The sequence below is a fragment of the Mycobacterium sp. E2462 genome (assembly GCF_001672685.1).
In the GTDB taxonomy this organism is placed as follows: Bacteria; Actinomycetota; Actinomycetes; order Mycobacteriales; family Mycobacteriaceae; genus Mycobacterium.
Window position 1 is genome coordinate 1 of record NZ_LZKC01000286.1, and the last position, 14,497, is coordinate 14,497.

The following is a 14,497-nucleotide window of genomic DNA, read 5'->3' on the forward strand; positions in this document are numbered from 1 at the left end:
GTGGTCGGCGGTGGCGGGATACGGCCGGTCGGTGGGCAGCTGCAGCCGCTCGGGCATCCCCGCCAGCGCGCCCTGCCAGTAGGCCAGCTCTCTCGCGAGGTGGCTGGTGCCGTCGTCCAGGTCGCCGAACTGCGCGCGCTGCCACAGGGTGAAGTCGGCGTACTGCACCGGCAGGGGCGCCCAGTGCGGGGCGTGTCCGGCGGACCGGCTGGCGTACGCGGCCGCGAGGTCGCTCACCAGCGGCGCCACCGACCAGCCGTCGGCGGCGATGTGGTGCACCACCGCCACCAGGACGTGCTCGTCCTCGGACACCGCGAATAGCCTTGCGTACAACGGTATTTCCCGCGAAAGGTCGAAGGTGTGCCGCGCGACCGCCCCGAGGGACGCCAGCAACTGCTGGCGCGGCCATGCCGTGGCGTCGACGACGCCCCAACCGAAGTCCGCGTGCTCGGGCGCCAGCACCTCCTGATAGGGCACGCCGTCGCGGTGCGGGAACACCGTGCGCAGCGATTCGTGGCGGCCGACCACGTCGGCCAGGGCCGCGCCCAGCGCGTCGACGTCCAGGCGGCCGGTCAGCGCGAGCGCCACGGCCATGTTGAATACCGCTGAGGGACCGGTGAATTGGTCGAGGAACCACAGCCGACTCTGGCCGAAGGACAGCGGGATCACGGCGGGCCGCTCGCCGGGCACCAGGGGTTCCAGCGCGCCCGCGCCGGTGTGGATCTTGGGAGCCAGTCCGGCGATGGTGGGCGTGTCGAACAGGGCGCGCACGCCCAGCCGCGCGTCGAGGGACTTGTTGACCGCCGCGATCAGGCGCATCGCGGTGAGCGAGTCCCCACCGAGGTCGAAGAACGAGTCGTCGACGCCGACGCGCTCCACGCCCAGGATTTCGGCGTAGCTGTCGGCCAGGATCTCCTCGATGGCGTTGCCGGGGGCGCGGTATTCGGCGTCGCGGTACTCCGGTGCGGGCAGCGCCCGGCGATCCAGCTTGCCGCTGACCGTCAGGGGCAACGCGTCCAACGCCACGATGGCGGCCGGCACCAGGTAGGCGGGCAGCTGCTTGGCCAGCTCGGCCCGCGCGTGCCGCGGGTCCGCCGCGCCGGTGAAGTAACCGACGAGGCGCTGGTCACCGGGCCGGTCCTCCCGGACGACGACCGCCGCGGCGTCCACACCCGCCAACGCGGCCAGCGCGCAACGGATTTCACCGAGTTCGACGCGGTAGCCGCGGATCTTGACCTGCTCGTCGGCGCGCCCCACGTAGTGCAGTTGCCCGTCGGCGCGCCACCGCACCAGGTCACCGGTGCGGTACATGCGCGCCCCGGGCGCGTCCGCGCCCGCGAACGGGCACGCGACGAAGCGTGACGCGGTCAACGCCGCCCGACCCAGATAGCCGACGCCCACCCCCCGGCCGGCGACGTACAACTCACCGACCACGCCGGGCGGTACGGGGCGCAACCCCGCGTCGAGCACGAACAGCGCGGCCCCCGCGACCGGCGCCCCGATGGGCACCTCGCCCGCGCCCGCCTCGAGTGGGGCGCTGAGGGTCACGTCCACGGTGGTTTCCGTCGGGCCGTACGCGTTGCGCATCACCCGGCCCGGCGCCCACCGCTGGACCAACTCGGCCGGGCAGGCCTCGCCGCCGACGATCAGCGCCGCCGACTCCAACCCCTCGAGGGGCAACGCCGCCAACGCGGACGGCGTTTGACTGAGCACGCCGACCCGCTCGCGCACCACCAGGTCGCGCAGGTCCTCACCCGCCACGGCCTCCGGGACGACGACCAGCAGCCCGCCGTGCAGCAACGCGCCCCAGATCTCACGCACCGACGCGTCGAACGCGTAGGAGTGCCACTGCGTCGACACCCGCGCCGGCCCGGGCGCGGTCAGGGCGGCGTCCAGGCCCTCCATCAGCTGGGTGACGTTGCGGTGCGTCACCGCAACGCCTTTGGGGGTTCCGGTGGTACCTGAGGTGTAGATGATGTGGGCGACGTTGTCGGCGGCCGGCGCCGGCGGCGCGAAACTGGGGTGAGCATCCAGCGGCGCGTCGATGTCGACCACCCGCACGTCGTGACCCGTCAATCGGCGGGCCATGCTCGCGGTGGTGATCGCGACGACGGGTGCGCCGTCGGCCAGGAGGAAGTCGAGCCGGGCGTCGGGCACGGCGGGGTCGATGGGCAGGTATGCCGCGCCCGTCTTCAACACGGCCAGGATCGCCACAATCGCCTCGGCAGAACGCGGGAGGAGCAGCGCCACCACGCGGCCCGGCCGCGCGCCGTGGGCGGCCAGCAGGTGCGCGAGGCGGTTCGCGGCCTGCTCCACCTCCCGGTAGGTCAGGGAGCGGTCCGCGCAGCGCAGCGCTGTCGCGTCGGCGCTGCGAAGCGCCTGCGCGGCAAACAGTTCCGGTATCGACGGGCCGACGTCGGCCCGGGTCAGCGCCGCGCGGTTGCCCGCCTCGTCGAGCCACGCGTGTTCGCGCTCGTCGACCACGTCGATGGTGGACAACCGGCGCGTGGGATCGGCCGTCATGGCCAGCACGACCCGCTCCAGCCGCGCGACGAGCGCCTCGATGCTGGCCGCGTCGAACACGTCGGTGCGGAATTCCACCGCGCCGGTGATCCCCGCGGGCTCCCCCGCCGGCGTCCACCGTTCGGCCAGCGAGAAGGTGAGGTCCATCCGCGCGGTGTGGGTGTCCAGCGGCATCGGGGTGATCTGTAGGTCGCCCAGCGTCAGCCCGGCGGCCGGGTCGTGCTGGCCGGGTAGGTTCTGCCACGCCAGCGCCACCTGAACCAACGGGTGATGGGCCATCGATCGGGCCGGATTGAGCCGCTCCACCAAGACGTCGAAGGGCAGGTCCTGGTGCTCGTAGGCCGCCAGGCTGCGCGCCCGCACCTGGGCCAGCGTCTCGGCGATCGTGGGGTCGCCGGCCAGCTGCACCCGCAGCACCAACCTGTTGACGAAGAAACCGACCAGGTCGTCCAGCGCGGGGTCGGGGCGGCCGGCGACCGGGAAGCCCACGGCCACATCGGCGGTCGCGCACAGCTTGCTCAACAGGACGGCCAGCGCCGCCTGCAGCACCATGAAGCTCGTCGCGTCGTGGTCGCGGGCCAGCGCGCGGACGCGGCGCTGCACCTCGGCGGACCACTGCACTGGCGCGGTGGCGCCGCGGTAGTCGGCGACGGGCGGGTACGGCCGGTCGGTCGGGAGGTGCAGCCGCTCGGGCATTTCGGCGAGCGCCTGCCGCCAGTACGCCACTTGCGCGGCGAGGGGGCCGTCGTCGGCGTCACCGAACCGGTCCCGCTCCCACAGCGCGTAATCGGCGTACTGCACCGCCAGGGGCGCCCAGTCGGGGGCGCGGCCATCGCAGCGGCTGGCGTAGGCCACGCCCAGGTCCCGCACCAGCGGGGTGACCGACCAGCCGTCGGCGGCGATGTGGTGCACCGTCGCCACCAGCACGTGCTCGTCGTCGGCAACGCGGAAAAGCCTTGCGTGCAATGGCGTTTCGGCGGTCAGGTCGAACGCGTGGCGCGCCACGGCGTCGACGGCGTCGGCCAGCCGAGCCGTCGACCACCCGGCGGCATCGACGGCGGCCCAGCCGAGCTCGGCGCGTTCGGCCGGCAGCACGTGTTGGTAGGGCACCCCGTCGATGTGGGGGAACACCGTGCGCAGCGATTCGTGGCGGCCCACCACGTCCGTCAGCGCGGCGCCCAGCGCCTCGGGGTTCAAGCGACCACGCAGCCGCAGGCCCACCGTCATGTTGTACACCGGTGACGGCCCGTGCAGCTGGCCGAGGAACCAGAGGCGATTCTGGGCGTACGACAACGGGATTCGCTCGGGCCGCGCGCCGGCGACCAGCGGCCGGGCGGCGCCCGCGCCGTCGTGCAGCCGCGGTGCGAGCTGGGCGACGGTGGGCGCGGCGAACAAGGTGCGCACCGTCAGGTCGGTGCGCAGGGCTTTGTTGACGGTGGCGGCGAGGCGCATCGCCGACAGGGAGTCCCCGCCGAGGTCGAAGAACGAGTCGTCGACGCCGACGCGGTCCAGGCCGAGGACCTGGGCGTAGACACCGCACAGCACGTCCTCGATGGCGTTCGACGGGGCGCGGTAGACGGCGTCGCGGTACTGCGGCTGCGGCAGCGCGCGGGTGTCCAGTTTGCCGTTGACCGTCAGGGGCAGGGCCGGCACGGCCACGACCGCGGCCGGCACCATGTAGGCGGGCAGCCGTTCACCCAGCTGGGTGCGCGCTGCAACGAGATCCACTGCGCCAGGCGCGGATTCGGTGACGTAACCGACCAGGCGCTTGTCGCCGGGCCGGTCCTCGCGGACGATCACCACCGCCTGCTCGACGTGCTCGGTGTCGGCCAGCGCCGCCTGAATCTCGCCGAGCTCGATGCGATAACCGCGGATCTTGACCTGCTCGTCCGCGCGGCCCAGGTATCGCAGCTGCCCGTCTGCGTCCCAGGAGACCAGATCCCCGGTGCGGTACATGCGCTGCCCCGGCGCGAACGGGCAGGCCACGAAGCGCGACGCCGTCAGCCCGGCGCGGCGCACGTAGCCGACGCCGACCCCGCGGCCCGCCACGTACAACTCGCCGACCACGCCCGGCGGCACCGGGCGCAGCCACCCGTCGAGGACGAACAGCGCCGCGCCGGGAATCGGCACGCCGATGGGCACCAGCTCAGCGCCGGCCGCCAGCGGCACGCTGACGGTCACGCACAGCGTGGTCTCGGTCGGGCCGTAGGCGTTGGTCATGACGCGGCCGGGCGCCCACCTGTCCACCAGTTCCACCGCGCACGGTTCGGCCGCCACCACCACCGCCGTCGACTCCAGGCCCCGCGGCGAGAGCGCGGCCAGGGCCGACGGCGTCTGGTGCAGCACGGTCACCCCTTCGGCCACGATCAACGCTTGGAAGTCCTCGGGCACCGCGGCCACCGACTCGGGGACCACGACCAGGCGGCTGCCGTGCAGTAACGCCCCCCAGATCTCTTCCACCGAGGCGTCGAACGCATACGAATACCATTGCGTCCAGAGGTCATTGGGGCCTGACGGCAGGCCCGCGTGCAGCGGCTCGAGCAACTGGGTCACGTTGTGGTGGGTGGTCGCCACGCCCTTGGGCACCCCCGTGGTGCCCGACGTGTACACGATGTGCGCGACGTCGTCGCCGGCCGGCCAGGGCAGTGGGGCGTCGGCGGCGGTTCCGTGGTCGTGCGCGTCGAGCACGGTGAGCCCGCGGCCGGCGAACCGCGGGGCCAGCTCCGCCGTCGTCACCGCCGCGACCGGCGTCGCGTCGGCGAGGACGAAATCGATCCGCGCGTCCGGCACGGCGGGGTCGATGGGCAGATACGCGGCCCCGGACTTGAGCACCGCCAGGATCGCGACGATCGCCTCCCCGGACCTGCCGAACATCACCGCCACGCACTGCCCGGCGCGCGCGCCGTGCCCGATCAGCCGGTGCGCCAACCGATGTGACGCCAGGTCGAGCTCCCGGTACGTCCAACTGCGGGCACCGCACCGCACCGCCACCGCCTCGGGGGTCCGGCGCGCCTGCGCGGCGAACAGCTGCGGGATGGACGCACCGGCCGCCGCCCGGTCGAGGACCGCGCGGTTGCCGAACCGGTCGAGGCGCGCGCGCTCGTCGGCGGCGAGCACATCGACCGTCGACAACCGCCGCGACGGGTCGGCGGCCATCACCGACAGGATCCGCTCCAGCCGATCCGCCAACCTCGCGACGGTCTCGGCGTCGAACGTGTCGGCGTCGTATTCCAGCTCCAGCGCCAGCGCGGGGCCGGGCGTCGCCTGCAGCGTCAGCGGGTAGTGGGTCGACTCGTGGCTGCTGAAATCGGTGACGGCCAGCTCACCGAGCTGCATCGAGGCCGCCGCGTCCAGCGGGTAGTTCTCGAAGACGAACAAGGTGTCGAACAGTTGATCGTGTCCGGTGACGCGTTGAATCTCGTTGAGCGCCAGGTGTTCATGGTCGATAGTCTGCTGGTAGGCGCGGTGCAGCTGGCCGAGCAGGTCGGCGACCGTGGTCGCGGTGGTCAGCCGCGCCCGCACCGGCACCGTGTTGATCAGTAGGCCCACCATCGACTCGATGCCGACGACGTCGGCCGCGCGGCCGGAGACCGTGGCGCCGAAGATGACGTCGTGCTGCCCGGTCAGCGACACCAGGAGCTGCGCCCAGCCGGCGCGCAGCACCGTGTTCACGGTGGTGCGGTGCGCGCGAGCCAGCTGCTGCAACGCCTGGGTGGCCTGTTCGGAGAGCCTGCGTGACTGCACGCCGTGCCGCCCCTGCGGCTGCCGGTGCGGCGACCCGACCAGGGTCGGAGTGTCGAAGTCCGCCAACGCTTCTCGCCACGCCGCGTGGGCGGCGCCGTGGTCCCGCCCGGCCTGCCAGGCCACGTAGTGGCGATACGGCACGGCCGCGGGGAGGCGCTGCCCGTGGTAGACGGCGAAGATTTCCTGCAGCAGGATCGGCAGCGAGGAGCCGTCGAGCACCACGTGATGGTTGGTCAGCACGAGCCGGTGCCGGTCGGGGGCGGTGCGGATGAGCGCGGCTCGGAACACCGGCGGGCCGGTCAGGTCGCAGACCGCTTCGCGTTCGGTGGCGCACAGCCGCCGGACTTGCTCGTCGAAATCGGTTCTGCCGGAGTCGAATTCGACCTCGCGCCATGGCACGTCGGCCGCGGCGGGGATGACCTGCACGGGCGGGTCGACCTCCGGGCAGAACCGGGCGGCGAGGTTCGGGTGCCGGGCGACGACGGTGCGCAGCGCCGCGCGCAGCCGGTGCGGGTCGAGCGGGCCGGCAATTCCGATGGCGAGCTGGACGGCGTACAAGTCGACGCCCTCGGCGCGCGCGGCCGTGGCGTGATAGAACAGCCCATGCTGCAGCGGCGTCAACGGCAGCACGTCGGCCACGCGGCCGTGCCGTTCGAGGTCGTCGAGCTGCGGTTGGGTCAGGCGCGCGGGTGCTACGTCCGACGGCGTCAGGCCGCCGCCGCCGGCGCGCACGTGCGCGCAGATGCCCCGCAGGGCCTCGAACCACAACTCGCTCAATCGGTTCAGCCGCTCCGTGTCGAGCGCGGACGCCGCCCACGTCCATTCGGCGTGCAGATGGGGGCCGTCCTCGGCGTCGAGGACGCCGGCATTGAGGGCGAGGGTGTGGCTCAGCGGCATCGAGACCGCCGTCGCGACGGCGCCGGCCGACACGCTATCGAAGTCCGGCCGCCACAGGTCGTCGGACAACTCGGCGGTTCCGGCCAGGCGGCCCAGGTAGTTGAACGCGACCGTCGGGTCCGAACCATGCTCTGCGGCGCCGGGGTTGAGGTATCGCAGCAGGCCGTAGGTGAGGCCGTCGGGCAGGGCGCGCAGCTGCTCCTTGGCGGCCTTGACCGCCGTGCCGACGGCGGCTCCGCCGTCGAGCACTCCGGCCCAGTCCAGCGGGTCCAGCGTCAGGGCCACCGGATATTTGGCGGTGAACCAGCCGACGGTGCGGGACAGGTCGATCTCGGACGACCAATCTGCGTGCCGGCCATGGCTTTCCACATCGATCGTGACGGTGCGGCGCGGGTTGCCCAACAAACGCGCGACCGCCATCCCGAACGCGATCAACAGGATGTCGTGGGCGCCGGCGTGAAACGCCGCGGCCGCGTCGCCGAGCAGCATGCGGGTGGTGTCGGCGTCCAGCCGGGCCGACATGCGTCCGGCCGTGGCGTAGGTGTCGACGGGGCTGGGCGCCGGCAGGGCGGCCGCGGCGGCCGCGACCCGTTGCCAGGTCTCGGCCTGGGCCAGCACCTCGGGACGGCGCGCGTATTCGTCGAGCAGGAAGCTCCAGCGGGCGAACGAGGTGCCGCCCGGCGGCAGCGCCACGGGTTGACCGAGGCGATGCTGCGCCCAGCCGATGTTCAGGTCTTCCAACAGGATTCGCCAGGACACCCCGTCGACGGCGAGGTGGTGCACGACGAGGGCCAGCTGTCGGGTCGGCGGCACCCACAGCGCGCTGAGCACCATCCCGGCGTCCGGGTTGAGCCGCGACCGCGCGCCGGCGAGCGCCCGCTCCGACAGCACCGGCGACACCCGCAGGCAGGCGGCGGCGTCGACCGCCCCGGGCTCCGGCACCGTGAGCGACCACGCCCCGGCGCCGTCGTCATCGACCCGCAGCCGCAGCATGGCGTGCCGGTCGAGCAGGGCCTGCAGCAGCGCCACCACGTCGGCCTCGCCCACGCCGGCGGGGGCCCGCACCACCATGGTCTGGTTGAACTGGTCGACCGGGCCGTCGATGCCGTGCAGCCACCGCATGATCGGGGTGGCGAGCACCTCGCCCACGCCCGCGTCGTCCGGGCGTTCGTCGTCGACGGCGACCTCGGCGATGCGGGCCAGGCGGGCCACGGTCTGCTCGACGAAGATGTCGCGGGGGCGCACGATCACGCCGGCCGCGCGGGCGCGCGACACCACCTGCAACGACATGATGCTGTCGCCGCCGAGGTCGAAGAACGAGTCGTCCACGCCGACCTGGCGCAGGCCCAGGACTTCGGCGTAGATGCCGGCCAGCACCTCTTCGATGGCGCCGGACGGCGCGCGGTAGGCGCCGGCGGTGAACTCCGGCGCGGGCAGCGCCCGCACGTCGAGCTTGCCGTTCGCGGTCAGCGGTAACGCGTCGACGACGACGATCGCCGCCGGCACCAGGGCGGCCGGCAGGCGCTCGGCCAGTTGGGCGCGGACCCGCGCGGGGTCGGCGGTTCCGGTGAGGTACCCCACCAGGCGCCGGTCGTGGGCGCCGTCCGCGCGGGCGACCGCCACCGCCTGCCGCACACCGTCGCACGCGGCCAAAGCGGCTTGGACTTCGCCGAGTTCGATGCGGTAGCCGCGGATCTTGACCTGGTCGTCGGCGCGGCCCACGAACCGCAGCTGCCCGTCCGGATCCCAGCACGCGCGGTCGCCGGTGCGGTACATCCGCGTGCCGGCGGCGCCGTAGGGGTTGGCGACGAAGCGTTCCGCGGTCAGGTCGGCACGGCCGACGTATCCGCGGGCCAGCGCGGGGCCGCTGAGGTACACCTCGCCGACCACGCCGACGGGCGCCGGGTTCAACCGGGCGTCGAGCACGAGAGCCCGCACGCCGGCGATGGGCGCACCGATGCGCACCGGCCGCCCCGGCGCGAGCGGCGCGCTGCAGGTGGCCCAGATGGTCGCCTCGGTGGGGCCGTAGGCGTTCACCATTCGGCGGCCCACCGACCAGGCGGCCGTCAGCTCCGCCGGGCAGGACTCCCCGGCGGCGACCAGCGTGCCGAGCCCGTGCAACCGGGCCGGGTCCAGCGAGGACAGCACCGTCGGCGTCAGCACGGCCGCGGTGACCCGCTGGGTCGCCAGCAGCGCGGTCAGCGCGTCACCGGCGTACACGTCGCGCGGCGCGACGACCAGCGCCGCCCCCGAACCCGCCGCCCAGAGCATTTCGAAGACCGACGCGTCGAAGATCGGCGAGGCCACCATCAACACCCGGGCGTCCCCGCCCACGCCGAGCGTGGCGCGCTGCGCCGCGGCGACCCCCAACAGTCCGGCGTGCGTGACGGCCACCCCCTTGGGAGTGCCGGTGGACCCGGACGTGAAGATCACGTAGGCGGTGGTGGCGGGCAGCAACGGTGTCAGCCGGTCCGCGTCGGTGAGGGGGTCCGCCGACCACCCGGACAGGTCCACCGTGTCCAGGTCCAGCACCCGGCGGTCCCCGGCCCCGGCCACACCGTCGCCGCCGCAGGTCACGACGCAGACCGCCGCGACCGCGTCGAGCACCGTCGCGACGCGCTCGGCCGGCTGATTCCTGTCCACCGGCAGGTACGCCCCGCCGGCCTTGGTCACCGCCCACCACGCCACCACCAACTCCACGCGGCGATCCACCGCCACCGCGACCGCGCGCTCGGGGCCCACCCCGGCGTCGACCAGCACCCGCGCCAATCGCGTTGAGCGCTGGTCGATTTCGCGGTACGACCATGTCCGGTCGCCGTCGACGACCGCGGTCGCGTCGGGCCGGGCGTGCGCGGCCGCGGTCAACAGCGGCGGCGCCACCCCCACCGGCGCGCTCGCCGCGGCACCCGACCACCGGGTCAGCAGCAGGTCGCGCTCGGCGCGGTCGAGCACCGGCACCCGGCTCAGCGGCAGCGCCGGGTCCGCCGTCAGGATGCGGTCGAACACCGACTCCAGCCGGGCGAGGTGCCGGTCGATCTCGTCGTCGCTGTACCGCTCGGGGTTCCAGGCGAACTGGATCCTGGGCGTGCCCCCGCCCAACGGCGGGTAGATGTTGACGGCGACGTCCTGGATCGGCAGCGTGGTCAACACGGTGCACGTGGGCTGCGAGGGCCCGAAGCGCATGGGCTCGGCGAACCCGAAAACGTTGACGACTTGGCCGAATTCGACGTTGGTGTCGACGGGCGACGCGTCCGCGACCAGCGCCGGCCAACCGCGGAACTGTTGATGGCGCAACGCGCCGATCACGGCGGTGCCGACCCGGTCGGTCAGCGCCGCGACCGTGTCCTCGTCCCCGACGTTGATGACCAGCGGCACCAGATTGGACACCATGCCGGCGGTGTTCTTCAGCGCGGCGGTGGTGCGCGCCGACACCGGCAGCGATAGCGAAACCCGTTGCCGCCCCGTCGTCTTCGCGATGAATGCGGCCATCGCCGCGACGACCCTGGCCACGTCGAACCGGTCCTGGCCCGTCTCGAGCAGCCGATGGGCGCACCGCACCTCGCGGACCCGCGGGTGCCGTGGCGGCACCGGGCGCTGCGTCCCGGCCAGGTCGGTGACCGCCACCGGGTCGCGCAGGACCGTCGCCCAGTACTGCGCGTCGGCGGCGCTGCGCGACGACTGCTGGTAGTTGCGATCCGCGTCGCGCAGGAGCGCGAACGCGGAGAAATCGACCGCACCGGTGTGGGCGTCCGCCCCGGAGTAGACGGCCGCGACGTGCCGGATGATGTTGTGGGCGCCGTAGCCGTCGACGAGCACGTGGTGCGTGCGCAGGTAGAAGTACGCCAGCTCGTCGGCGACGCGCAGCAGCGCGAAGTTGACGAGCCGGTCGGCGAGCACGTCGAGCGGTCGGCGGTAGTCGTCGTCGATCCAGCGCAGGGCGGCGGCGCGCGGGTCGGCCTCGGCGCGCAGGTCCACGCTGCACAGGGTCAACGGGAACTCGCGGTCCACCACGAAGACCGGTTCGCCGCCGTCCAGGGCCAGCCGCGCGCAGGGCGTGCCGAAGCGCGCGACCGCGGATTCGCACGCGGCCATCAGCTTGTCGGCGTCGACGTCGTGGTCGATCGCGAGGTAGCCGGCGAAGTTGTACGGGACGTCGGGGCGCAGTTGCTGCGCGGCCCAGATCGCGCGCTGGGCCGGGGTCAACGGCCCCAACATGTCCGGCTGCGTGCCGTAATCGAGCATCTGACGACGAACTTTCTCCTCAGGCGAGCGCCGCCGCGCCCGCAATGTTGGCGTGCCTCACGGCAAGGGTTGCGCCGCAACCCCTTTCGAGTGCCTCATCGGCAGGAAAGCCGCGGCGACGCTGGCGCCGACCGCCAGCGCGGTGGCCACGGCGAACACCGCCGTGTAAGCCTGGGTCAGGTGGTGGGCGGCCTTGGTCCGATCCGTCAGCAGCACCGTCATCAGCGCGGCCCCGACCGCACCGCCGAGCTGATTGTTGACGCTGCGCAACGTCGTGCCGCGGGCGATCTGGCGGGGGGCCAACGGTTGGACGCAGGCCGCGGACACCGGTGTGGCGGCGCAGCCCACCCCCATGCCGATGAGCAGGAGGCCGGCGAACAGCGTCGGCGCATACGCTGCGTGGTGGGCGACGCCGAAGGTGAACACCCCCAGCCCCACCGCCATCAGGGGAAAGGCGATCAGCACGATGCCGCCGGGCCCGTCTTTGTCCATCAGTGCGCCGGCGAACGGCGTCGTCACCGCGATGCCGATTCCCATGGCCACCAGGTGGATTCCCGATTGCAGCGGCGTCTGGTGCAGCACCGCCTGGAGGTAGCTGGGCAGCAGCAACAACACCCCGATGTAGGTGACCGCGAAGATCAGCAGCGTCACATTGGCCTGCCTGACCATCCGATTGCCGAGCAGTCGCAGGTCGATCAGCGGGCCGTCGGCCCTGCGCCAGGCGTGCCGGACGAAGGCGGCGATCAGCGCGGCGCCGATGGCCGTGGGCAGCAGCACGTGCCGGTCGGCGAGGGTGCCGCGCCCCGGCACCGCCGACAACCCGGCGAGCAGGGCCGCCATGCCCGGCGACAGCAGCAGCATGCCGGTCACGTCGAGCGCCTCCGCCGGCGCGGGCCGGTCCTTCGGGAACATCAACGCGGCGAGCGCGACGGTGCCGAGCCCGATCGGCAGGTTGATCAGAAAGATCCATCGCCAGCCGTAGCTGCCGGTCAACCAGCCACCCAAGATCGGTCCACCGATCGGGCCCAACAGGAAGGGCACCGCGCCCACGGCGACCAGGCGGCCGAGCCGCTTGGGGCCCGACTCGCGGGTCAAGACCACGAAGCTCAGCGGTGTCATGATGCCGCTGCCGCACCCCTGGATCACCCGGAAAGCGATCAGCGACAACATGTTCGGCGCCATGGTGCACAGCAGCGACGCGAGCGTGAAGACCAGGACACCGCCGACGAAAAGCCGCGTGCTGCCGAATCGGTCCGCCGCCCAGCCGGTGACCGGGACGACGGCGGCGAACGCCAGCATGTAGCCGGCCATGGTCCAGGACACGACGGCCTGGGTGGACCCGAATTCGGCGAGGAAGGTCCGCTGCGCGACGGCGACCGCGGTGCCGTCCAGGTGGCCCATCATGCCGGCCAGGCCGCAGACCGCGCCGATGCACAGCAACCGGGCGTCGATCTGGTCCGGGTAGTCGGGCGGGCCCGGGTCCGGTGACGCGATGGCCGGTGGCGGGGCCGACGGGGTGGGGGACGCGTGATCCATGGCGTTACCCGGGGCGTCGCTCAGGGCCGGCTGGTCAGGTAGCCGCCGCGCCGGAAGAATTTTTCGCCGTTGCACTCGACGCCGTCCGCGGCGCGGACGCGGGTGATGACCAGGCCGCGGTTACCGCCGCGGTGCGGGTCGGGGCCGCACACCACGACGCCGCCCTCCTCCTGGACGATCACCCGGCCGGCGGTGCCGCCGTAGCCGGCGTCCGAAACGTGCGCCTCGAGGACCTCGATCCGCTCGCCGCGGTAGAACGTGAAGGCCCGCGGGTACGGGTCGGACAGCGCGCGCACGAACCGCGCGAGGTCCTCGGCCGACCAGCCCCAGTCGAGCAGGCTGTCGCGTTCCGAACGCTTGTGGAAGAAGGTCCGTTCGGCCTTGTTCTGGGGCCGCCAGCGCGCGGTGCCCGATGCCAGGGCCGCCAACGCCTCGGTCAGCACGTCGGGGATCAGGTCCATTCCCCGCAACACCAGATCGGTGCCGGTGTCGGTGGGGCCGATCGGCACCGACCGCTGCACCAGGATGTCCCCGGTGTCCAGCCCGTCGTCCATGCGGTGCACCGTCAGCCCGAACTCGGATTCGCCACTGATCAGCGCCCACAGCACCGGGGAGAAGCCGGTGAACCGGGGCAGCAACGAGTCGTGGAAGTTCAGGGTGCCGTGCGGCGGCAGGTTGTAGAGCTCCGCGGGCATCCGGTAATACCAGCTGTTGACCACGATCACGTCGGGTTCGGCGCGCTTGACCAGGTCGATCGTCTGGGCGTCCACCCGCTCGGTGAGGTGCAGCGGGATGCCGTGCTCACGCGCGAGTTCGTCGACCGGGGCTGACCAGATGGCCTTGTACGATTCGTCGCTCGACGGGTGGCTGACCGCGAGGACGACCTGGTGGTCGGTGTCGATCAGCGCCTGCAGCGTTTTATAGCCCCACATCTGGAACCCGAAGAAAACGACGCGCATACGTCAACAACCCCTTTGTTTCATCGACGATCACCGGCCCGTGCCGCGGCCTCAGCAAAGCCCACGCCGCAATGACCTTACGGTAGGCTTACCTAAGTTGCATAATGGGGCGGGCGCCCGCCACGCACCGTCAGGGGTTGATGGTGTTGTCGCCCACCTGCCGGCCCCACACGTACTCGATCGCGTACGGCGAGCCGGTGTCGAGGTGGTTGTACGGCGCGATGCTGTTGCCGGTGTCCATCACCAATTCCGGTGCGGGCCACAGGTCGTGGGTGATCTTCTGCCAGCAGCCCGGCGCGCCGCCCGGACCGCCGTGGGCGTTCACCCGGGGCAGGTTCTCCGGATACACGTAAGGGTTGGGCGCCCCACCGACGACGCCGGCGATGCCGCCGAAAATGGACGCGATGACGGGCACCGCGGCGACCGGGTTCAGCAGCAGGCCCAGGCCGGAGAGAACCTCGGTGTCCATGTTCAGCGAGTAGCCGTTGAAGCCGCCCTCGGAGTTTCCGGTGAAGGGCACGATGTCGTGGTAGTTGCGCAGGGTGCAGTAGATCGCCGGGCTGTAGGTGTCGAGCAACTGCGCCGAGGGCACCAGA

At 72.5% G+C, this 14,497-nt stretch carries 4 protein-coding genes; all 4 read right to left on the bottom strand.

The features are described 5' to 3' along the window. Positions 1 to 11,406 (bottom strand): non-ribosomal peptide synthetase (locus tag A5714_RS14395; RefSeq protein ID WP_156747327.1); only part of this gene is annotated, 11,406 nt, incomplete at its 3' end. A gap of 57 nt (positions 11,407 to 11,463) precedes the next feature. Beyond that, positions 11,464 to 12,942 (bottom strand): DHA2 family efflux MFS transporter permease subunit, encoded by a 1,479-nt coding sequence (locus tag A5714_RS14400; protein WP_068286059.1) that lies wholly within the window; start codon positions 12,940 to 12,942, stop codon positions 11,464 to 11,466. Between the two features lie 20 nt (positions 12,943 to 12,962). Next, positions 12,963 to 13,901, bottom strand: coding sequence for a methionyl-tRNA formyltransferase (locus A5714_RS14405; RefSeq protein ID WP_068069719.1), 939 nt, complete (start codon positions 13,899 to 13,901; stop codon positions 12,963 to 12,965). Positions 13,902 to 14,031: 130 nt separating this feature from the next. Continuing rightward, on the bottom strand, positions 14,032 to 14,497 hold a 466-nt coding region (locus A5714_RS14410; RefSeq protein ID WP_197502819.1), incomplete at its 5' end, for an MCE family protein.